Origin of the sequence: Oenococcus kitaharae, from assembly GCF_025758695.1 — a bacterium.
GTDB lineage: Bacteria > Bacillota > Bacilli > Lactobacillales > Lactobacillaceae > Oenococcus > Oenococcus kitaharae_A.
The window spans coordinates 41,062-61,768 of sequence record NZ_JANJQP010000003.1 but is presented as its reverse complement, the minus strand read 5'-3'; the positions used below and the strand labels follow the sequence as shown (position 1 = coordinate 61,768).

General features: G+C 42.3%; 21 protein-coding genes and 1 riboswitch. Of the genes, 7 read left to right on the top strand and 14 right to left on the bottom strand.

The features are described 5' to 3' along the window. Positions 1 to 3: 3 nt before the first annotated feature. The 5 genes from sufB to sufC are packed head-to-tail and all read right to left on the bottom strand — an operon-like array spanning position 4 to position 5,165. Positions 4 to 1,407 (bottom strand): Fe-S cluster assembly protein SufB, encoded by a 1,404-nt coding sequence (gene sufB, locus NRF22_RS06525; protein ID WP_263779783.1) that lies wholly within the window; start codon positions 1,405 to 1,407, stop codon positions 4 to 6. Continuing rightward, on the bottom strand, positions 1,400 to 1,855 hold the full coding sequence (sufU, locus tag NRF22_RS06520) for a Fe-S cluster assembly sulfur transfer protein SufU (RefSeq protein WP_263779782.1): 456 nt from the start codon (positions 1,853 to 1,855) through the stop codon (positions 1,400 to 1,402). Before sufU ends, sufB begins: the two co-directional genes overlap by 8 nt. Then, the gene (locus NRF22_RS06515; protein WP_263779781.1) at positions 1,842 to 3,080 is read right to left on the bottom strand and encodes a cysteine desulfurase; all 1,239 of its coding nucleotides are present in this window, start codon (positions 3,078 to 3,080) and stop codon (positions 1,842 to 1,844) included. Before NRF22_RS06515 ends, sufU begins: the two co-directional genes overlap by 14 nt. Beyond that, the gene (locus NRF22_RS06510; RefSeq protein ID WP_263779780.1) at positions 3,073 to 4,344 is read right to left on the bottom strand and encodes a SufB/SufD family protein; all 1,272 of its coding nucleotides are present in this window, start codon (positions 4,342 to 4,344) and stop codon (positions 3,073 to 3,075) included. The genes NRF22_RS06515 and NRF22_RS06510 overlap by 8 nt, the downstream gene beginning before the upstream one ends. Further along, a complete protein-coding gene (sufC, locus tag NRF22_RS06505; RefSeq protein WP_263779778.1) occupies positions 4,341 to 5,165 on the bottom strand; it encodes a Fe-S cluster assembly ATPase SufC in 825 nt (274 codons plus the stop codon). The genes NRF22_RS06510 and sufC overlap by 4 nt, the downstream gene beginning before the upstream one ends. A gap of 250 nt (positions 5,166 to 5,415) precedes the next feature. Between sufC and nrdD the strand changes: the two genes are divergently transcribed. The 3 genes from nrdD to NRF22_RS06490 all read left to right on the top strand — a co-directional run bounded on the left by nrdD (position 5,416) and on the right by NRF22_RS06490 (position 9,230). Beyond that, entirely contained in the window at positions 5,416 to 7,584 is a 2,169-nt protein-coding gene (nrdD, locus tag NRF22_RS06500) for an anaerobic ribonucleoside-triphosphate reductase (RefSeq protein ID WP_263779777.1), read from the top strand. Continuing rightward, positions 7,585 to 8,157, top strand: a complete 573-nt coding sequence (gene nrdG / locus NRF22_RS06495; protein ID WP_263779776.1) for an anaerobic ribonucleoside-triphosphate reductase activating protein — start codon at positions 7,585 to 7,587, stop codon at positions 8,155 to 8,157. 98 nt (positions 8,158 to 8,255) lie between these two features. Beyond that, complete coding sequence (locus NRF22_RS06490) at positions 8,256 to 9,230, top strand: HoxN/HupN/NixA family nickel/cobalt transporter (RefSeq protein ID WP_412178726.1); 975 nt, start codon at positions 8,256 to 8,258, stop codon at positions 9,228 to 9,230. A gap of 45 nt (positions 9,231 to 9,275) precedes the next feature. Here the strand turns inward: NRF22_RS06490 and NRF22_RS06485 are convergent, their stop codons facing one another. Then, positions 9,276 to 9,563, bottom strand: a complete 288-nt coding sequence (locus tag NRF22_RS06485) for a hypothetical protein (RefSeq protein WP_007745296.1) — start codon at positions 9,561 to 9,563, stop codon at positions 9,276 to 9,278. A 152-nt stretch (positions 9,564 to 9,715) separates the two neighbouring features. Beyond that, a riboswitch (Lysine riboswitch) is annotated at positions 9,716 to 9,887 on the top strand. A gap of 97 nt (positions 9,888 to 9,984) precedes the next feature. Here NRF22_RS06485 and NRF22_RS06480 point away from each other — a divergent pair. From NRF22_RS06480 to mutY, 3 genes are all read left to right on the top strand, one after another. Next, the gene (locus NRF22_RS06480) at positions 9,985 to 11,589 is read left to right on the top strand and encodes an ABC transporter substrate-binding protein/permease (RefSeq protein WP_263779773.1); all 1,605 of its coding nucleotides are present in this window, start codon (positions 9,985 to 9,987) and stop codon (positions 11,587 to 11,589) included. Between the two features lie 6 nt (positions 11,590 to 11,595). Next, on the top strand, positions 11,596 to 12,342 hold the full coding sequence (locus NRF22_RS06475) for an amino acid ABC transporter ATP-binding protein (RefSeq protein WP_263779771.1): 747 nt from the start codon (positions 11,596 to 11,598) through the stop codon (positions 12,340 to 12,342). Between the two features lie 111 nt (positions 12,343 to 12,453). Further along, positions 12,454 to 13,575, top strand: coding sequence for an A/G-specific adenine glycosylase (gene mutY / locus NRF22_RS06470; RefSeq protein WP_263779769.1), 1,122 nt, complete (start codon positions 12,454 to 12,456; stop codon positions 13,573 to 13,575). A 250-nt stretch (positions 13,576 to 13,825) separates the two neighbouring features. Here mutY and NRF22_RS06465 read toward each other — a convergent pair whose 3' ends face one another. The 7 genes from NRF22_RS06465 to NRF22_RS06435 form a co-directional block, all read right to left on the bottom strand. Then, positions 13,826 to 14,629, bottom strand: coding sequence for a hypothetical protein (locus tag NRF22_RS06465; RefSeq protein WP_263779768.1), 804 nt, complete (start codon positions 14,627 to 14,629; stop codon positions 13,826 to 13,828). Between the two features lie 9 nt (positions 14,630 to 14,638). Beyond that, a complete protein-coding gene (locus NRF22_RS06460; protein WP_263779766.1) occupies positions 14,639 to 15,148 on the bottom strand; it encodes a thioredoxin family protein in 510 nt (169 codons plus the stop codon). 8 nt (positions 15,149 to 15,156) lie between these two features. Beyond that, positions 15,157 to 15,528, bottom strand: a complete 372-nt coding sequence (locus NRF22_RS06455) for a hypothetical protein (RefSeq protein WP_263779765.1) — start codon at positions 15,526 to 15,528, stop codon at positions 15,157 to 15,159. Next, positions 15,525 to 15,788 carry a hypothetical protein gene (locus NRF22_RS06450; protein ID WP_263779764.1) on the bottom strand — a complete coding sequence of 88 codons (264 nt, stop codon included), beginning with the start codon at positions 15,786 to 15,788 and terminating at the stop codon, positions 15,525 to 15,527. Before NRF22_RS06450 ends, NRF22_RS06455 begins: the two co-directional genes overlap by 4 nt. Beyond that, entirely contained in the window at positions 15,785 to 17,143 is a 1,359-nt protein-coding gene (locus NRF22_RS06445; RefSeq protein ID WP_263779763.1) for a hypothetical protein, read from the bottom strand. The genes NRF22_RS06450 and NRF22_RS06445 overlap by 4 nt, the downstream gene beginning before the upstream one ends. Continuing rightward, entirely contained in the window at positions 17,118 to 17,834 is a 717-nt protein-coding gene (locus tag NRF22_RS06440; RefSeq protein ID WP_263779762.1) for an ABC transporter ATP-binding protein, read from the bottom strand. The genes NRF22_RS06445 and NRF22_RS06440 overlap by 26 nt, the downstream gene beginning before the upstream one ends. Before the next feature lie 334 nt (positions 17,835 to 18,168). Beyond that, entirely contained in the window at positions 18,169 to 18,792 is a 624-nt protein-coding gene (locus NRF22_RS06435) for a sugar O-acetyltransferase (RefSeq protein ID WP_263779761.1), read from the bottom strand. A gap of 178 nt (positions 18,793 to 18,970) precedes the next feature. Here NRF22_RS06435 and ribB point away from each other — a divergent pair, with 178 nt between their 5' ends. Then, a complete protein-coding gene (gene ribB, locus NRF22_RS06430; RefSeq protein WP_263779760.1) occupies positions 18,971 to 19,663 on the top strand; it encodes a 3,4-dihydroxy-2-butanone-4-phosphate synthase in 693 nt (230 codons plus the stop codon). Positions 19,664 to 19,717: 54 nt separating this feature from the next. Here the strand turns inward: ribB and NRF22_RS06425 are convergent, their stop codons facing one another. After that, complete coding sequence (locus tag NRF22_RS06425) at positions 19,718 to 20,611, bottom strand: LysR family transcriptional regulator (RefSeq protein ID WP_007745279.1); 894 nt, start codon at positions 20,609 to 20,611, stop codon at positions 19,718 to 19,720. Between the last annotated feature and the right edge of the window lie 96 nt (positions 20,612 to 20,707).

Genomic DNA, 20,707 nt, shown 5'->3' with positions numbered 1-20,707 from the left:
TGTTTAGCCAATCGACCCTGCCATCTCAAAGCTGATCAAACGATTCAACTCGACCGCATATTCCATTGGCAATTCCTTGGTAAAGGGCTCGACAAAACCCATAATGATCATTTCTGTGGCTTTCTGTTCGGAAATACCGCGGCTCATCAAGTAGTAAAGCTGTTCTTCAGAAATCTTGGACACTTTGGCTTCATGTTCCATTGAGACATTGCCGTTATAAATCTCATTGTAAGGAATCGTGTCGCTAGAAGATTTGTCGTCCATGATAATCGTGTCGCACTCGACATGCGAAAAAGAGCCGTCCGAATGTTCGCCAAAACGCACCTTGCCACGGTAATCAACGCGGCCGCCATCTTTTGAAATGGATTTGGAAATAATCGACGAAGATGTATTTTTTGCATTGTGAATCATTTGTGCACCTGTGTCTGAATCCATGCCGCTGCCGGCAACAGCAATCGACAGCATCGTACCGCGCGCACCTTCGCCATTCAAATACACCGACGGGTATTTCATCGTGGCCTTGGCGCCCAGATTACCGTCGACCCATTCCATGATGGCACCTTCTTGAGCTTGAGCACGCTTAGTTTCTAGACTGTAGACGTTTTTTGACCAATTTTGGATCGTTGTGTAACGACAATAAGCATGCGGCAGCACATTAACTTCGACGACTGCGGCGTGCAGACTATCCGATTGATAGTTCGGTGCCGTACATCCTTCGACATAATTGATGCTGGCACCTTCATCAACAATGATTAAAGTACGTTCGAACTGGCCGGAATTTTCAGCGTTCAAACGAAAATAAGACTGGATCGGTACAGTCGTCTTAACACCCTTAGGCACATAAATAAAACTGCCGCCTGACCAAACAGCTGAATTTAAAGCAGCAAATTTATTGTTGTCTGATTTGACCAGTTTGCCAAACCACTTTTTAAACAATTCCGGATATTCTTTTAAAGCCGAATCCGTATCCGTGAAGATAATACCTAGTTTTGCAAATGAGTCGCGCATATTGCCGTAGACAGCCTCGGATTCATATTGGGCCGAAGAACCAGCCAGATACTTTCTTTCTGCTTCAGGAACACCCAAGCGGTCAAACGTCTGCTTGATTTTATCCGGTACCTGATCCCAATCCCGATATTTTCTATCAGTCGGTTTTTGATAGTAAAGCATCTGCGACAAATCCATTTTGGACAAATCCGGGCCAAAATTCGGCATCGGCAAAGATTGATAGATTTGATAGGCATGCAGTCGATAATCAAGCATCCATTTCGGCTCTTCTTTTTCTTTGGATATTTGTCGAATAATATCTTCATTCAGACCGCGGCCGGTCGAAAAAACAGGTGCCACATTATCGTGAAACCCAAATTCATAACTGCTATCTTGGACAACATCCGACACTTTACTCATGCTTTTTCTCCAAATACTGGTCTAACAAATTATCCGCTGCATGCCAAGCCAGCGTTGCGCATCTAATACGCGTTGGAAATTCTGCGACAGAAGCTAAAACTGCAGCATCCCCGAGAGCCTGATTTTCTTGATCAGAAATAGGCTCGCCCATGATCAAGCGGCTAAAAGAAGCGATTAATTTTTTAGCATCGACCAAATTTTGACCCAGCAAAACGCTTGTCATCATGCTAGCCGAGGCTTGAGAAATTGTACAGCCTTGACCTGTAAACGCGATCTCGGCCACCTTCTCTGCCTGGAAAACCATTTCAACATTAATCGTATCGCCGCAAGTCGGATTGGGCAGCATCAAATGATAGCTGGAATTTGCCAAATGGCCATAATGCTGGGGATGGGCTGCGTTTTCTAAAATCAGCTGACGGTATAAAAGATTTAATTTATCTAGCTGCATTAGAAAAGAACTCCTTTGTCCGCTGCAACCCGCTGATCAGACGGTCGACATCATCACGCGTATTGTAAAAATAAAAACTCGCACGAACAGCTGCACTGATACCTAAATAATGCATCAAAGGTTGGGCACAGTGGTCGCCGGCACGGACTTCAATGCCTTGCAGATCCAAAGCCGTGGCCACATCGTGCGCATGCAGTTTGCCAAGATTAAAAGCAAGGACTGACGCATGTTTTGCAGCATCCAAAGGTCCATAAATTGTCAGACCATCAATCTGCGACAGACCTTTCAAAACAATCGCCATTAAATCCTGCTCGTAAGCCTCGATCTTATCCATACCCAAGGCCTGCAGATAATCGATCGCTGCAGCCAAACCGATCGCACCGCCAATATTGGGCGTACCCGCTTCAAACTTCAAAGGGGCGGCCGCCCAAGTCGCCGATTGTTCATCCACATGGTCAATCATTTCACCACCGAATTGGACCGGCGACATCTGATCTAATAATGCCTTCTTACCATATAAAACGCCAATCCCTGCTGGTGCCAGCATTTTATGTCCGGAAAAGGCATAGAAATCAGCATCCAAATCCTGCACATCGACAGCAAAATGCGGTGCCGCTTGTGCGCCGTCAACGACCATATAAGCACCTTGCTCATGTGCCAAACGCGCGATTTCCTTAATCGGGTTAATCGTGCCTAATACATTGGAGACTTGTGCAATGGCGACAATTTTAGTCCGTGAAGTCAGTTTGCGTTTTAAATCAGTCATATTTAGTTCGCCATCTGCTTGTAAGCCTATGTAAACAAGTTTGGCCTGTTTGCGCTGAGCTAATTGCTGCCAAGGAATCAAGTTGCTGTGATGCTCCATCTCGGAAACCAAAATCTCATCGCCGGCTGTCACAACCAAATCACCAAAACTACGGGCAACTAAATTCAGGCTTTCAGTCGTCGAGCGTGTGAAAACAATCGACTGGCTGTCAACTGCGTGAATAAATCCCGCCACCTTGTCTCGCGCCGCTTCATAGCTATCTGTGGCGCGGCTGCTTAAAGTATTGATACTACGATGGACATTGGCATTATCATGCCGATAAAAGTCACTGACGGCTTTTAAGACAGATACTGGCCTTTGAGCAGTTGCGGCACTATCCAAATAATCCAGTTTTTCGCCATTAATCAGCTGTTGGAAAATCTCGAAATCATTTCTGGAATTGTTCAATCCATTATCCATTAAAAAGGCTCCTTTCAATCAAGAAAATCGCGTAGTCGGCAATCGCTTTATCGGAAATTTCACTCAAAGATTCAGCCAAAAAACCCTTGACTAATAAAGACTGGGCTTTGGATTTTGTCAGGCCGCGGCTGAGCAGATAATACAACTGCTGGCGATCAACCTGTCCAATACTGGCTGCGTGCCCGGCTATAACATCATTTTCATCAATTAATAAAATCGGATTGGCATCGCCCTGTACAAATTCAGACAACATCAGCAGACGATTTTCCTGCTGGGAATAAGCAGCGTGAGCCCCTTTGATAATCCGGCCAATGCCGTTAAAGACAAGTTTGGATTCATCCAGCAAGACGCCGTGCTGGACAATGTTGCCCACGCTATGACGTGCATAATTCGTAATTTTGGTATTAATACCCTGTGTCTGTTTGCCAGCAGTGATCGCCACGACTTTTGTCTCGGCGTTGGATCCGCTGCCGAGAAGATCAGAATAAAATTCGCTGACGACATTACCCTGATTCATTTCAACAAAAGTCGACTGAACCCTGGCATCTTGGTCCAGTTGCGATTTTCGGTAAATGTGCGCGCTCGTCTTAGCAGATAGTGTGTCTAAAACCGTATAAGTCAAAGTACTGTCGGCGTCGGCAAAAATAACAGTGCGCAAATCTGCTGCATTAGCACAATCACCCAAGGTAGAGACTTCCTGAGAAATTTCTGCTTGGGCACCAGTCTCCAAAACAATGATCATCAAATTGATGAAATTCTCTTCTTGACGGCTATCCTGCAGCTGCAAAATCTTCAGTGCTGAAGACAGATGAACATTTTTCGGAATATAAATGAATAAACCGCTATTGACTAAAGCAGCCTGCCACAAAGCTAAACCGTCCTGAGCCTTATTGGAAAAACATTTTCGAAAATATTTTTCAAATAAGGCAGCCCGTGTCGTCATGGCCTCTTCTAAATCGCAAACAACCACACCCTGCGCAATCAAATCTGCTGGCAAATCAATTTTGATCGTTTTCCGACCAAGAGTCACAACCGCCTGTGCCTTTCGGACCAAATTACCAGGCACATCAATGTGCGGCGGTATCGCTTTTAAATCAAATAAAGGCCAATCACGATAATCAATTTTTGGAAAACGCGGCGGCTGCTGATTCAGTGCCTGCTGCCAGCTATCCGCACGAAATTCAGCCAGCCATTTTGGTGCCTGAGGTAAAAGCCGTGCAGGCCAATCAGTGTGCATTTCAATTGACTGAGCAAGCGTCGTCACGATGCTTGGCCTCCCTGATTGGCTATTTGATCATCGTCAACTAAATCCACTTGAATACCCAGCTCGTCGCGCAAACCAGCATAACCTTCGGCCTCTAATTTTTCCGCCAAAGAAGCATCACCTGTTTTGACAATCCGGCCGTCCATCATCACGTGAACCTGATCAGGGTGGATATAGTTCAGCAAACGCTGATAGTGCGTAATCATCAAAGTACCGAAATCTGGACTTGCCATCGTATTAACACCCTTAGCGACAACTTTTAGAGCATCAATATCCAGGCCAGAATCGATTTCGTCTAAAATCGCAAATTTAGGACGGATCATCATCAGCTGAAGAATTTCATTGCGTTTTTTTTCACCGCCGGAAAATCCTTCATTTAAATAACGGTCGGCCATGCTTTCCGGCATATTCAACAAAGCCAAATTCTGATCTAAATCTGACAAAAATTCACGGATTGACATCGGCGATTTTTCCGGTCGCCGGGCATTAATCGCCGCACGCATAAATTCTGCATTCGTAATACCCTTTATTTCGACTGGATACTGCATGGCTAAAAAGAGTCCCAGGCGTGCTCGCTGATCGACCGAATCTTGTAAAATATTATGGCCGTTCAGTAAAATCTCCCCTTCAGTGACCTGATATTTAGGATTCCCCATAATCGTCTCGGATAAGGTGGATTTGCCAGTGCCGTTTGGCCCCATGATGGCATGCGTTTCACCAGTCCTCAAAAGCAGATTGACACCTTTGAGAATCTCGTCTCGCTGTTTTGTCTCTTCATTTTCAATGCAAACATGCAGGTTTTTTATTTCCAATTTATCCATGCGATTCGGCTCCTTAGGACTATGATAATTAACTCACACTAACACGATTATTTTTTGTTGGGCAATGTTAAAAATTGATTAATTTTTTTGATTGGTATTTTGGCCGGCAGTCATTGCAAACTGTTAGTCGCACATACTTGTGAAGTCACTTTACGTGGTTTTTACAGCTGTTTTCGTAACAATTTTTCTGTTGCTTTTTGCCCTGATATCTCTTACGATAGTCCTTACCAAATCGATCAAAGGAGTTATGATGGCAGAAACAAAAACTGACTTAGAGACAGATAAATACTTGCTGGATAAGCTAGCTGTCATTAAAAATGACGGCGAGAAGACGAAGTTCCACTTATATAAAATAGGACTTGTATTGGACCAGATTTTGTCCGATGAACAGTCAGATACTGCAGACGAAATTATCGCCAAACTGCTGGCTTTTTGCGAGGGCAGAAATGAAATCTCAACGGACGATATCCGCACATTTATGATCGCAAGTTTGCGTGATCTTGGTTTAGACCAGGCCGCAGAAAAGTACATAGCCTATCGGCAGCAGGATATTAAAAAATTTGAGGAAGCTGTTGACCCAAGAATCAAACTTGAACAGCTTTGGAGTAAAAAAGATAACATTGTCCACGAAAACGCCAATAAAGACAGCAATGTTTTTAGTACCCAACGCGACCTGACAGCCGGTATGGTCGGCAAATCTTTGGGCTTGAAAATGATGCCGGAAACAGTTGCTAAAGCTCATTTGCGCGGCGACATTCATTACCATGATTTGGATTATTCGCCAATGACTGAAATGACCAACTGCTGTTTGGTCGACTTTAAAGAGATGCTAGCACATGGTTTTGAAATCGGCAATACCGATGTGACGCCGCCGCACTCTATCGAGACGGCCACAGCTTTAATGGTACAGATTTTTGCTAACGTTGCTTCCAGCCAATATGGTGGATGCTCGTCGGATCGCACTGACGAACTGCTGGCACCTTATGCCGAGATGAATTATAAGAAGCATTTGGCTGAAGCGGCAAAATGGGTTGAACCCGATCAGCGTGAAGCGTTTGCCAAATCGCGGACGAAAAAAGACATTTATGATGCCATGCAGGCTTTGGAATACGGTATCAACACACTACTTTCTTCTCAAGGCCAGACGCCCTTCACGACGGTCGGATTCGGCTTAGGCACTTCTTGGATTGAGCGTGAAATTCAAAAAGCAATCCTGCAAATCCGTATCGAAGGCATGGGCAAACAGCATCGAACAGCCATTTTTCCTAAATTAATTTTCACTTTGAAACGCGGCTTGAACTTAAAGCCCAGTGACCCTAATTATGATGTCAAGGAACTCGCCATTGAATGTTCGACAAAAAGAATGTACCCGGACATCTTGATGTATGACAAGATCATCGAACTGACAGGCAGTTTCAAATCACCGATGGGCTGCCGCAGTTTTCTGCAAGGCTGGAAAGACGAAAATGGCAAAGAAGTCAATGCTGGGCGTATGAACTTGGGCGTTGTTACGATTAATCTGCCAAGAATCGCGATTGAATCCAAGGGCAACATGGCCATTTTTTGGGAAATCTTCAATGAGCGCGCCGCAATTGCCAAAAAAGCCCTCCTAAATAAAATTGAACATGCCAAAATGGCCAAGCCGCAAAACGCCCCGATTTTATACCAGTCTGGTGCCTTTGGAAAACGGTTGAAGGACGACGAGTCAGTCGATCAGCTCTTTACCCATCGCCGCGCGACTATTTCGCTCGGTTACATCGGCCTATATGAAGTCGGGACAGTTTTCTTCGGGCCAAAATGGGAACACAATCAGACAGCCCACGATTTCACAGTCGAAATCGTTAAACGGATGCATGATTATTGCGTTGCTTGGGAAAAAGAATACGATTATCATTTCAGCCTTTATTCAACACCAGCTGAGTCGCTGACTGATACTTTCTGCCAGCTTGACGAAGATCGTTTTGGCAAAATCCCAGATATCACAGAGAAGGAATATTATACAAACAGTTTCCACTATGATGTCCGCAAGAACCCAACACCATTTGAAAAGTTAACTTTCGAAAAGGATTATCCAGTCTACGCTTCTGGCGGCTTTATCCATTACTGCGAATATCCGAATTTAAAACAAAATCCTAAAGCACTGGAAGCTGTGTGGGATTGGGCCTATGACCAAGTGGGTTATTTAGGTACCAATACTTCCATCGATCATTGCTACAAATGCGGTTTTGACGGTGAATTCAAGCCAACCGCTAAGGGCTTTGAATGCCCAGTCTGCGGGAACCGCGACCCAGACACTTGTGATGTTGTTAAAAGAACCTGCGGCTATCTGGGCAATCCGCAAAAACGGCCAATGGTTCACGGCCGCCATAAGGAAATCGCATCCCGTGTTAAGAATATGACTTTAGGGAGCCTTGATTAAATGACAGTCGGTCCGAAGAATCCAAAACCTAAAGAATGGCTCTCAAAGGATCATAGCCTAGGCTACATCGCTTCTTACAAACCCTTTAATATGGTTGACGGGGAAGGTGTTCGCTGCAGCTTGTATGTCTCAGGCTGTCTGTTCAACTGCCCTGGTTGTTACAATGCCGTCGCACAAAACTTCCATTACGGCCATCCCTACACACAAGAATTAGAAGATCAGATCGTTAAAGATATGTCCCAGCCTTATGTCCAAGGTCTGACGTTACTGGGTGGCGAACCTTTCTTAAATACAGGCGTCACGATTAAAATTTGCAAACGAATTCGGAAAGAATTCGGCCATGACAGAGATATCTGGTCTTGGACCGGTTACAAATGGGACGAACTGATGCAGGAATCAGACGATAAATTAGAGCTCTTAAGTTACTTGGATATGTTGATCGATGGCCGTTTTCTCGAATCTCAAAAGGACCTGACCCTGCAATTCCGCGGCAGTGCTAATCAGCGCATCATCGATGTACCAAAATCATTGCAGCAGCACAAGGTGGTTATTTGGAGCAAACTGCTTCGTTAACATTAGTATCCCGAAACAAAACAATAACTGTTTCAATTGTTTTGTTTTTTATTTTTCTTTTTTTGGAGTTTCCGTTGAAAAAAACAATCAATCACTCAATGATCCATGACTTTATTCGTTATGGCTTATATGTTTTACTCATTTTTTCCTTGGGCATCGGCTTGCTGTTAACGCACGCATTCAAGTATCCATCTATTTTAGCCTTGGCAATTTTGGCTTTCACTTTTGGTTTGCGGCATGCTTTTGACATTGATCATATTGCCGCCATCGATAATATGACGCGGAAATTATTAAATGACAAAAAGAATGCACATGGTGTCGGCTTCAGCTTTTCTTTTGGTCACTCACTAGTTGTGATAATGATGACCATTATCACAGTACTGCTAGTCCAATGGGCCAAAAAAAGGATGCCGGATCTTAATCAATTCGGTGCGGCTATCGGCACTTTTCTGGCTGGAATGATGCTGATCATTTTGGCTGTTGTCAATATGTTTATTATCAGATCCATTTGGCTGAATTTTAAACACAGCTCGGAAGAAAACAAAAAACGCGGCACTGAAGGCCCCATCTATCATCTTTTTACAAAGTCACTCAGTCTTATTAATCATAATTGGCAGGTAATGATTGTGGGTTTTATTTTCGGATTGGGCTTTGATTCGGCTACGCAAGTTGCTGTGCTGGCCACTTCAGTTGCCGCCGCTGATAAAGGCCTTCCTTGGATGGCAATTATGTCGATTCCAGTCATGTTCACAGCTGGTATGTGTTTAATGGATACCTGCGACGGTCTCTTTATGAGCACAGCCTATAGCTGGGTTTTTTCATCACCTTTTAGAAAACTGTATTACAACCTCGTCATCACAACTATCTCAGTAATTTCAGCCCTGACAATCGGGCTGATTGACCTTTATCAATCTATCAGTGTGGTCTTCCACTGGCACAATGCAACGGCCAGTTGGATCAGCCAACTAGATTTCAATAAAATGGGTATCGCCTTAGTACTGCTGTTTGCCTGCACTTGGGCTGCTACCATTATTTTTTGGCGATTGTTTTCATTAGATAAATATGATAAATAAAAAGAGCACCTTTAACTGATGCTCTTTTTATCATATTTTTTTAAATTATTTAACTTTTGCCCAAGTCCGCAAATCATCAAATGTTTTCTTAGGATCCTGTGATTCATCTCTGGCCAGCTCATCAATCCGGCTAGCAACCTTTTTCATGTCAACTTTAGGATATTCGTCAATCTTTTCAGACTTATGAACACCCGTATTATCATAAATTGACTTAAGCAAGTACCTTTCCACATTTTTGTCTTCATCCGCATTGAATGCGTCAATATTCTTGGCTAACATAACGGACAAACCTTCAATGTTCAGTTTTTCTGCTTCGGCTTCTTCTAATGCCATTTTGTTCACCTCTTACAACTCATATGATAAACAATAGTCAGGAAAGGTCAAACGTTTTTGGCAACTTTCTGCAACTTTAAGCAGACTGTATCAACTGACAAATTTGACTTGTGTTGGTTTCCATAATATACTGCATAAGAATCTAGTAACCGCAATAAAATAGAGGCGCGGTTATCACGAAAATTGCTGAGCAGACAAAAGCGTTGATGCAATTGTAAGGATCGCCGCCGAAACAAGATTGAACCTGTCATTTGATCTTTGTTGGGCCATGTGGAAAGACTGCATGGACTGTCCTAGGATCACCTAGGGGGTGCTATTAATTGGGAATCTTATCTTCTTAATTTAAAATACCTTTTACCTCTATTAATCTCTGTTATTAATAGAGGTTTTTTGTCGTTGCAGGTTTGATGAAGGAGAGAAAATGTATTTGAAACAGAAAAGAAGCTGGCTGTCTATAATCGGTCTGCTCTTTGCCGTATTCGTGATAGCTGCAGGAACTTTTCATAGCAGCCAAGCACAAGCCGCAAAGAAATCAAAGAAAGTCTTTTTAGTTGGTATGGAGGCCAACTATCCGCCTTTCAACTGGACGCAGCAGGATGCCAGCAATGGTGCCGTGCCAATTCAAGGATCCAATCTTTATGCTAACGGCTATGATGTGCAAGTTTCTAAGCGCATTGCCAAACGTCTGGGACGACCTGTTGAAGTTGCCAAGACTGAATGGGATGGCCTGCTGCCAGCTTTGACTTCTGGAAAAATCGATGCGATTATCGCTGGTATGACGCCGACACCGGAAAGAGAAAAAACGATTGATTTTACTCGGGCATACTACAACTCCAAACAGATTATTGTTGTCAATAAAAACAGCAAATATGCCAAAGCAAAAACTTTAAAGGATTTCAAAGGTGCCAAGCTGACTGGACAACTAAGCACTGTTCAATATGACCTGATCAAACAGATTAAAGGTGCTATCAGAGAACCAGCCATGCGTGATTTTTCATCGATGCGTGTTGCCCTGCAATCCAACACGATTGATGGCTACGTAGCCGAACTACCGGAAGGATATAGTATGGCCGTGGCTGACCCTAATGCCACTTACATTAATTTATCAGGCAAAGGCGGATTTGTGCTGGACAAGACCGAATCACAGGAAGCAATCGGCCTGCGTAAAAATGATCCGAATAAAGCAACGATCAATTCTGTCTTATCCAAATTGCCCAATAGCGAGCAATCACGTCTGATGCAGCAGGCCGTTAAAGAGCAGCCGCAGACGAGTTCTCAGGGTAACTGGTTTATTGATATTTGGCAGCAATACGGTGGCATGCTGCTACGCGGTATTGGTATGACGCTGCTGCTGGCAATTGTCGGAACGGCTGTCGGCTTTATTATCGGGCTGCTGATAGGTATTGTGAGAACCATCCCAGCACCCAAAAAGCGCTTGCAGCGTTATCTGATTAATTTCGTTAACTGGCTGCTGTCTGTTTATATTGAAGTCTTTAGAGGCACGCCCATGATTGTTCAAGCGGCGGTCTTCTATTATGGTGCTGCTCAAGCATTTGGTATTAACTTGGATCGAACCACCTCGGCATTGATTATTGTTTCTATTAATACCGGTGCTTATCTGGCTGAAATTATCCGTGGCGGTATCATCTCAATTGACCAAGGACAATTCGAAGCTGCGACTGCTTTGGGGATGACACATTTCCAGCAAATGAATAAAATTGTCCTGCCGCAAGCTGTCCGTAACAGTATCCCGGCCGTGACCAATGAATTTATTGTGAACATCAAAGACACATCGGTGCTAAGTATCATTTCTGTATCAGAACTGTTCTTCACCGGTTCAACAATTGCCGGACAGAACTTCCAGTTCTTCCACACTTATTTGACCATTTCTCTCATCTATCTAATCATGACCTTCACGATTACACGAATCTTCAGATTGATTGAAAAGAAATTAAATGGCCCGAAAAACTATGATTTAATGACCAATGATTTTCAAATTGCAACACCAAAGATTGCCGGAAAGTGAGCGAAAATGGAAAAAGATAACATTCTAACGATTCAACATTTGAAAAAATCTTTCGGACAACACGAAGTTTTAAAGGACATTGATTTGCAGGTGCAACGCGGTGAGGTCATGACCATCATCGGATCTTCCGGATCCGGTAAATCAACATTACTGAGATGCTTGAATTTGCTGGATGATGCCACGGCTGGTGAAATTCTCTATAACGGCCAAAATATTCTTGACCCGAATTTCAACCGTATTCAGTATCGTGCTAAAGTCGGTATGGTCTTCCAACAGTTCAACCTCTTCAATAACTTAAATGCTTTGGAAAATTGTGTTGTAGCTCAAACGACTGTTTTGAAAAAAAATCCTGCCGAAGCTGAAAAGAATGCACTGGCTCAATTAGAAAAAGTTGGTATGGGCCCGTATGTCAAAGCTAAACCAGCACAACTATCTGGTGGGCAAAAACAACGTGTCGCAATCGCACGAACACTGGCAATGTCGCCTGATATGATTTTGTTTGATGAGCCGACTAGTGCCCTAGATCCAGAAATGGTTGACGGGATTCTTGATATCATGAAAGATCTAGCACATACCGGACTAACAATGATTCTCGTTACGCATGAAATGGGCTTTGCCCGTGATATTTCTGACCATGTCGTCTTCATGGACCAAGGCGTGATCGCTGAACAAGGCAGCGCCGAACAGATTTTTTCTTCTCCGAAGAATCCACGTACGCAAGAATTTTTGCAGCGTTATTTGAAACGACTGTGATTTCAAAAACTGGATTTGCCAAAAATGGCAAGTCCAGTTTTTTTATATCCATTTTTAAAAATCTTCGGGCGTTACAATATAGTCTGAGTGAGATAGGAGCAGCAATAGTACATGATTGAGTGGCCAGAAAGCAAGATTCATGCTTTTCAAAAAACATTATTAGATTGGTATGATCATAACAAACGCGATCTGCCTTGGCGGCGGGACCATGACCCCTATCATGTCTGGATTTCAGAAATCATGCTCCAGCAGACGCAAGTCCATACGGTCATTCCTTATTACGAGCGTTTTATGGCTGAATTTCCTAGTGTGGCTGATTTGGCCAACGCCGATGAAGGCAGATTAATGAAAGCCTGGGAGGGGCTAGGCTATTATTCACGTGCCCGAAACTTGCAGAAAGCGGCTAGGCAAATTGTCCAGGATTATGGCACTGTCTGGCCGCATGATATTGCTGAGTTGCAAAAGTTGGCCGGCATCGGGCCTTATACGGCTGGTGCCATCGCGAGTATCGCTTTTAATCAGCCAGTCCCAGCAGTCGATGGCAATGCTTTTCGCGTTTTCTCACGCTTGTTAGAAATTGATGATGAAATCAGCAAGCCGCAAACACGCAAAATTTTCGAACAAGTTATCAGCAAAATTATCTCTCAAGAACGCCCTGGTGATTTCAACCAAGCCATTATGGATTTAGGTTCCAGCTATATGACTGCAGCCAATCCAGATTCGGCCCACTCGCCTGTTAAGGCCTTTAATCAAGCCTACATTGACGGCATTGAGCTGAACTACCCTGTTAAAAATAAGAAGCCGCGTCCCGTCGAAGTCGACTATTTTGCTTTGGTTATTCGTTCATCGGCTGGCATTTTGATGGAAAAACGACCAGATAGCGGCATCCTAGCTGATTTTTGGACTTTTCCTCTCGTGGCCAAAGAGGATTTGCTGGCCTTTAGCGGCCAAGATGAATTTGCAGAAGACAGCGATGTGCTGACAGCCATGGCGGATTATTTTGCCCAGCAATACGGATTAACTCTGGCTTTTCAATTCTTACCCGTCAAGAAAGTCACGCATGTTTTCACTCATCGCAAATGGCTTATGACACTTTTATCTGCTGATCTGGCGGCTGAAAGCGACTTAAGCCGTTTTCCAGGCCGTTTCTTTAGCAAAGAGGATTTTATTCAGCACGCTTTTCCCAAAGTACAGCAAAAATTAATTGATCGGGTGAATTCTTTGGATGAATAATCTCATTAACGAGTACTGCCGCTATTTTGGTCTTGTCAATTTGAACCAATTACTTTCAAATCGACGCGCAATACATCGAGTGAGGAACAGCACTGAACCTAATCCCAATAATTGGCCTGCCAAAACATAAATGGCGGTCAGATTGGTAAACTCAATCAACAGACTTAGCACCATCATACTCATCGTGACTAACATAATTGTCAGACCGGTTAGTAAAAGCCCAACTATAGCCATCGTGTTCCTGTTACCACTATCCGAAACACACAAATTCATGAACATCTGGGCAATAGAGATATCTGTCGTTGCCAGCCAACTCTTTCACAAAAAACCAAAAAGAAATGCGAGAACCGGCCAACAGACATAAGACCACTAGCGAAAGGCACAATAACCGCACGATGTCTAAATGAGTAGTGTGCTTTGAGAAAGCATGAACGGACCATTTGTCCAATAAGCGATGGTTAGAAATTTGATTAAATAAATCAGATTGCTTTTGATATTGCCCAAATATGGCAAGACGCATGAGGATAGTTCCTAGAAAACCAACGATTGCAAACTCAGAAAATACAATAGGCTGGTTCAAATAAAACAACACAATCATCACCAGAAAAACAGCACTCAACGTGCAGACCGAAGTCTTCTTTGTCATCGCCGACGAAAACGGCTTAAGACTTGTGCTATCAAAGCGACCTGTTCGATCCAATGTGTACATTTTTTTTGCTTGAAATCTGGAACAAAGATGCTGCTGATTTACTGGTTTCCGAAAAAAATAAAGTATCAAGTAAAATAAACTAATCAAAAAGAAAAATATCAGTAAAATGGCCAGGTATCGCTCAAAATATATTTGCAAGGAAAGGCTCGCCAATAACGACTCTAACGGCTTATCAAGAGATTCAATCCATAAGATAATCCCGTTTGATATGGTGGTGTTTGACAACAATGCCAAACTTAAAAGTGTCACAAATAGAGAAACGGTCAGTGTAACATGACTAAAGCAACTACTTTTCTGAATGCGGTGAGTGATTTCTCTGAGATCGTATATCAAGTTATAAGACATAAAAGCAAGTTACTCCTTTATCAATTCTCTCAGCTGCCTTTCTAAGCGTGAAAGTTGATCTTTAGTCATAGTCGCAAGTGGTGCATTGTGGTCTTTGACTGTGCCAATATGCGTTTTGACTTTACCGTCCTTTTCAATCACGACGATAAAGGGTACGGACAAGCGTTTTTCAAAAGTATGCTTGATGAAAAACTTTTCTAAAACAATGTTATCGACACTTCGATAGTTATCTGCACGCGTATTCACCACTTGTGCCTGCTTATGCTGACGTTTTAGTTCGCGATCGAATACCGGCAGCAGTTCGACACACCAAGGACAATTTGGATAACCAAAGTAATAGATGCCTGGTTTAGCCTCTCTGGTCATGGCCGCCAGTGTTTGTGCAGGTGCATCGTGAATAAAGCGTGGGCTTTTATCTTGATAAACTGGTGTTTTTGTCTGAGTTTGCCTGACCGCTAGAACATAAGTTGCATAAAAACCAGCTCCTAACAAACATAGTGACAATATAATAAGACTCATTCGTTTCATTATGTTTTATTCTCCTTGATCAAGTTATAAACAGATAGAAAAATCACTTCGCCATCTGTTGTAATGGGCAATAAATTAACAACATTAGTCAGACACAGGATTTTGGCAAGCCCAAAATACGGTATTTCTGAATTAATCAACATCCCCAAAATAATCAAACCAACCGGTGCTGATAGAGCGACCACCAAATTTTGTGCATCCCGCCCTGGATTCTTGTAGCTGATCACTGGCAATAAAAATAGATTTATTTTGAAGACTGGCCGCAAATGAAATACTTTGGCTGCTATGAAGTGCAGGCTTTCATGCAAGGACACCAGAATAAAACAAACCAAACCATAGATGGCTAACAAGGTTAGTACTGACCGGATCATGCTGCTTTCTTAATTTGAAACATGTGGTAAACCGCAAACCAAATTACAAGGAACAATGCATATAAGCCCACAGCCTGCCATGTTAACGAGAACAACGAGTTCAGTTCATCCGGTGTGATATGTGTTTCAATCCTGAGACCGGTCAAGGTGGTGACAACCCCGCTTTCATTGATTTGAAAAAGCTCAATTATATAATCCAAGACAAAGATCAACATCCAGCAGCTTGAGGCAATACTAAATTGTTTCATATATTTTTTCATGGTTTTACTTTCCTTTCTTTATTTAAGATGTATCCAACCAACAGCAATAACAGACCGTCTACGATGTATAAAGCCGAAGGAATACTTATCAGAGAAGCCAACAGCATCATCATGATGATGCTCAAGAAGGCCGATAAACTTTCGTTCATATTGCCTTGTGATTTCGGAAATAAGAAACCAGCAGTCAGAGAAGCAAGCGAGACCCCTAATCCGAGAAGAAAAGGGTCAATAAAAGCATGAGCCACAAACCCAACTATTAGTGATGGTAGCAAAATGAATACCATCGCTAATAAAATCGCGCATAATTCAGCATAAATACTTATTCGATATAGATTGAATAGCGGTCGGAAATTTAACAAAGCATCTGCGTAAAAGGTCCATATCAATCCAATAAGTGGCAAGACAAAAAGCATATTTTGTAGCATTTCGTTCCATCCAGAAAAATGAATCGAAATGACAGCAAGCCCAATAACAATCACAGCATAATAACTCGTAATTTTGAAACGCAAAACAGCCATCCAAGGTAATTTGATTAATTTCATAGAGGATGATTTAGGCACCACATGAATAAAGGATGATTTAATTCTGCCCGCAATATCAACTGTTAAGTGCCAACGTGCAAATAATGTCACGACCAAAATACACAGAAGCGGCACCAATGCATAAATCATCATCGTAAGTAATGCCGTTTTTTGCGTAGCCCAGAAATAGTCCACTATAAAGCGTGTTTTAGTAAAATGGATACCGCTCAACAGCAAACATATACCATCTAATACCAACGGTAAATATTTGGCAAATCGATTTTTAAATCTGGTAGTTGCAGAATAAATTAGTTCCAATAATTGAAAAACAGTAAAAAATAACAGATGAAATGTTAACAAAGCTAAAAGTGATTCAAGCACCGAAAGGGACAATAGCCTCAAAATTGGCATCATCATAGCTAGAATCAGTTCAAAAACAAATATGCCTACGCTGAGACGGAAAACACTCAAACTCAACAAAATTTCTTTATATTTGAAAGGCAGAGTCTTTATAAAAAACAAAGAATTACGGCTGAGGCTGAAATTTGCATTAACCATAGTAAAAATAAAAACACTAAAAATTAAAATTGTATTGTAACAACTACTGAGAGTCGTCCTAGCAGCCAAGGCAAAGACATCTGGTTGAGCGTTTGCTGCTCCTTCAGATAACCGAACAAAAGCAACCATATTGACATAAAAATATGCCAGATACAACAAAATGAATGCAGCTAACAGCAAGTAACGGTTACGTTTTTTCTGGAAAAAAGGCCTTTTAAACAGACCATGAAAAGCATCTTGGTATAAAAATTTAGTTAACGTTGAAATGTTCTTCAATTTGGGCGAGTTTGTCATGGACTTCTTTTTCCTGTTTGATAGTCTGGGTTAATTCCGTGATTGTACCCGTGAACTGTGTCAGCCTCCCCCGCTGCATGATCCAAATATTGTCTGGAAAACGCAACAAGCAATTACTTTCATGCGAGACTAATACAATTTGCTGTTTTTTAGATAAATGATCGAACACCTCCTGCAGCAGTAAAACGCTCTGAAAATCCAGACCACTGAAAATTTCATCGGCCAAAATATACTGTGTACCCGATGCTGCAGCAGCCGCAATTTGTAATTTCTTCTTCATACCAAAGGAAAAACCACCAATGAGGCGATCCTTCTGTCCAGACAAATCAAAAATTTGCAGCAAGGCCTTAAACTGTGTCATGTTCCCTTTTGGATAACGGCTTAGAACAAAATGGCCATACTCTAACGCAGTCATAAATTCTGGCAAATAAAAATCTGACGGCAAATAAAAGAGTTGCTGTTTGAAAATTTCAGACCCCGACGGCATATCATCAATTGTGATTTCGCCGCTATCAATATCAATCAAACTGCAAATCGCATTAAAAAAAGTCGTCTTGCCACTACCATTAGCGCCGACAATCACAGTCATACCTTTTTTGTCGAAAGCCATCGTTAAATCGTAAATAACAGATCTTCCTTGATAACTCTTGTCTAAATGTTCAACTCTTAACATGTTAATCCACCTTAATTGCACCCAACTTTATCGTCTGCAGGCAATACCCATTTCCCAAAAATGTGGCCAATGTAATTTAATATGCCCTGAAAAATTCAGCCCTTTATGTGTGCAATAGAATGCGTATGAAGCAACTATTAGTAGCACAACAACCGCGAAAACTTCCCAAAACCAGCGGTTCTCGATTAACCGCTGATATTTCAAAGCCAGCTCGTTCCTATAAGTTTCCATCATTGTGATCATTTCATTTCCTCCTTCGAATTCCTATGCTTCTTTATACGCAGTTTTCAGAAGAAATAAAAAAACACCTGCCATTTAGCAGATGTTTTTTAAGTTAACGATGGAAGACTTCATCGCTGGCCAGTTGATCAAAGAAACGCTGTGGCGTTTTACGATCTTTAAAGTAGAACTCACGATCTTTATCATTGATTTGCCGTGCGACTTTAGCTGGATTACCATAAGCAACGACGTTTTCCGGAACGTCTTTAGTAACAACACTACCGGCACCGATAACACTGTTCTTACCAATCTTAGTGCCTGGCGTAATCGTGACGTTAGCCCCAATCCAGACGTTATCACCAATCGTAACTGGAAAGGCATATTCAGCACCAGCCTTTGTACGCAACTCTGGATCAATGCTGTGCCCGCCTGTATAAATGCCTGTATAGGGGCCGATCAGGACATTATCACCAATGCTGATTTGAGTTGCATCAGCTAGTGTCAAATTATTATTACCAAAAAAATTATCCCCAATGTGAATGTTGAAACCGTAATCAACCTGTAGCGGAAGCTCCACGAATGCATTTTCGCCGACATCGCCAAACAGTCTGTCTAGAATTTCTTTTCTCTTATCTAAATCTCGATACTTCAAATGATTATATTCATAGAGCTTATCCCTCGCTTGCATATTTAGCTCGAACAGCTCTTCGTCCTGGTGATAAAGCTCGCCATGGATCATGTGATTGAATTCTGAATCATTTTTCTTGTACTCGATAAGTATTTCTCCTTAGTAATTATTTTGGTGTAATCAAATTCAATTATAAACAAAATTAGTATTAATTGCAAATCAAAAGTTCGATTCACCTATCAGTCAGCAAATAACATTAAAACAATCTTCCAGTTACATTTTCGAAATAATGGCGCAGTACACTGACGGTGTTTCACAAAAAAATAAAATGGGCGGACGGAAAATGAGCTATTCGACGATTGATGAAGCAGTTAAGCAGTTAAAAGCAGGCGGTTTGATTATTATTTCAGATGATGAAGGACGTGAAAACGAAGGTGATCTTTTGGGCATCGGTTCTCAAATGACACCGCAAAACGTCAACTTCATGATTACGCAAGCACGCGGATTACTTTGCACACCAATTTCGGCTGAAATTGCCGACAAATTAGCACTTAAGCCAATGGTCGAACACAACACAGAAATCAATGCAACGGCTTTTACGATCTCTTTGGACGGCAGCCATGAAGCGACTGGCGTTACAACCGGTATCTCGGCCTTCGATCGTTCGGCTACGATCATGCAGCTGGCTAAAAGCGATGCCAAAGCCAGTGATTTTGTTCATCCCGGCCATTCTTTCCCCTTGGTCGCAGCAGCGGGCGGTACACTGGAACGCCAGGGGCATACTGAAGCAGCAGTTGACTTGGCTAAGCTGGCTGGCGAACCTGCAGTAGGTGCTATTTGCGAAATTGTACTGCCTGACGGCCACATGGCACGTCAAGATTATCTAGCAGAAATGGCTGAAAAGTTTAATCTGCCATTTATCACGATCCAGGAATTGGTTGCTTATCTAAAAGACAAAGCCAGCTCAAAGTCATTGGCTTAAAGATCAGTAATCAGTCATTTTTAAAAACGGAGAATTTATTTCTTCGTTTTTTATTTAGGCGAATAAGCGATCAGGATAGCTTTCTTTCAGAAAACGATTGATCTCGCTAGTCATGCGTTTGGTTGAAGGTGCCTGTGCTTGTGTCTTATTCATAACCAAACAAATTGTCCGGGCAAATTCTCTATCAAAAGGATAAATATGGACATCCCCAGTCAGTTTTTTCAAAGCTAATTTTGGCAGAATGCCAAGGCCCAAACCACTTTCGACCATCGATAAAATCGACTGGTCGTCAATGGAATAAGTTAATGAATTCGGTGTCACGTTGTAGCGATCCAAAGCGTTTTTCGTATCACGGTCATAATCAATCTGCTGCAGAATAAAGCGCCGTTTGCCAATGTCTTTTTTCGTCACGGCCTTGCCGTCCTGTGGCACAAAATCTGTCGGCGCCACACAATAAATCGGATCCTTGATCAAGGGCTGAACCAAAAGATTGTCTTCGATCGGCAGCGAACTAAAGCCGATATCAATCGTCCCTTCACGGACACCGGCGACAATCTGATTGAAATCGCCTTGAAAAATCGTCACTTCAATCTGGGGATATTCGCTTTTAAAACGCCGCAAAATGGTCGGCAGCCAATTAATACAAACACTGCTAAAAGCACCGATGCGAATTCTGCCACTGTTTAAACCCTTAATATTATCAGCAACCTGGCGCAGTTCTTCTTCTGTATTTAAAATCGACTGAATGACGGGCAGCACTGTTTTACCGTCATTAGTCAATTCAACGCCGCTGCGATTCCGCAAAAACAAGGCAAATCCTAGATCTGTCTCTAACTGATTGATCGAGTGGCTGACGGCGCTTGGTGTCACATTCAAAGACTGGGCGGCATGGAAGAAGCTGCCCTTTTCGACTACTGCTGCAAAGACTTCGTAAGAAAAATTAGCCATGAAAACTCCTTATAGTGAATTTATTTCATCTATTTATGAAAAACTTGAATTTTACTTATCCATAACCTGAGGATAACATTAGAGAGGAAAAGTACA

Excerpts from the sequence above, each read along its gene's own strand:
- sufB (WP_263779783.1), bottom strand. The coding sequence starts at position 1,407 with ATGAGTAAAGTGTCGGATGTTGTCCAAGATAGCAGTTATGAATTTGGG.
- sufU (WP_263779782.1), bottom strand. The coding sequence starts at position 1,855 with ATGCAGCTAGATAAATTAAATCTTTTATACCGTCAGCTGATTTTAGAA.
- NRF22_RS06515 (WP_263779781.1), bottom strand. The coding sequence starts at position 3,080 with ATGGATAATGGATTGAACAATTCCAGAAATGATTTCGAGATTTTCCAA.
- sufC (WP_263779778.1), bottom strand. The coding sequence starts at position 5,165 with ATGGATAAATTGGAAATAAAAAACCTGCATGTTTGCATTGAAAATGAA.
- nrdD (WP_263779777.1), top strand. The coding sequence starts at position 5,416 with ATGGCAGAAACAAAAACTGACTTAGAGACAGATAAATACTTGCTGGAT.
- nrdG (WP_263779776.1), top strand. The coding sequence starts at position 7,585 with ATGACAGTCGGTCCGAAGAATCCAAAACCTAAAGAATGGCTCTCAAAG.
- NRF22_RS06490 (WP_412178726.1), top strand. The coding sequence starts at position 8,256 with ATGATCCATGACTTTATTCGTTATGGCTTATATGTTTTACTCATTTTT.
- NRF22_RS06485 (WP_007745296.1), bottom strand. The coding sequence starts at position 9,563 with ATGGCATTAGAAGAAGCCGAAGCAGAAAAACTGAACATTGAAGGTTTG.
- NRF22_RS06480 (WP_263779773.1), top strand. The coding sequence starts at position 9,985 with ATGTATTTGAAACAGAAAAGAAGCTGGCTGTCTATAATCGGTCTGCTC.
- NRF22_RS06475 (WP_263779771.1), top strand. The coding sequence starts at position 11,596 with ATGGAAAAAGATAACATTCTAACGATTCAACATTTGAAAAAATCTTTC.
- mutY (WP_263779769.1), top strand. The coding sequence starts at position 12,454 with ATGATTGAGTGGCCAGAAAGCAAGATTCATGCTTTTCAAAAAACATTA.
- NRF22_RS06465 (WP_263779768.1), bottom strand. The coding sequence starts at position 14,629 with ATGTCTTATAACTTGATATACGATCTCAGAGAAATCACTCACCGCATT.
- NRF22_RS06460 (WP_263779766.1), bottom strand. The coding sequence starts at position 15,148 with ATGAGTCTTATTATATTGTCACTATGTTTGTTAGGAGCTGGTTTTTAT.
- NRF22_RS06455 (WP_263779765.1), bottom strand. The coding sequence starts at position 15,528 with ATGATCCGGTCAGTACTAACCTTGTTAGCCATCTATGGTTTGGTTTGT.
- NRF22_RS06450 (WP_263779764.1), bottom strand. The coding sequence starts at position 15,788 with ATGAAAAAATATATGAAACAATTTAGTATTGCCTCAAGCTGCTGGATG.
- NRF22_RS06440 (WP_263779762.1), bottom strand. The coding sequence starts at position 17,834 with ATGTTAAGAGTTGAACATTTAGACAAGAGTTATCAAGGAAGATCTGTT.
- NRF22_RS06435 (WP_263779761.1), bottom strand. The coding sequence starts at position 18,792 with ATGATCCATGGCGAGCTTTATCACCAGGACGAAGAGCTGTTCGAGCTA.
- ribB (WP_263779760.1), top strand. The coding sequence starts at position 18,971 with ATGGCGCAGTACACTGACGGTGTTTCACAAAAAAATAAAATGGGCGGA.
- NRF22_RS06425 (WP_007745279.1), bottom strand. The coding sequence starts at position 20,611 with ATGGCTAATTTTTCTTACGAAGTCTTTGCAGCAGTAGTCGAAAAGGGC.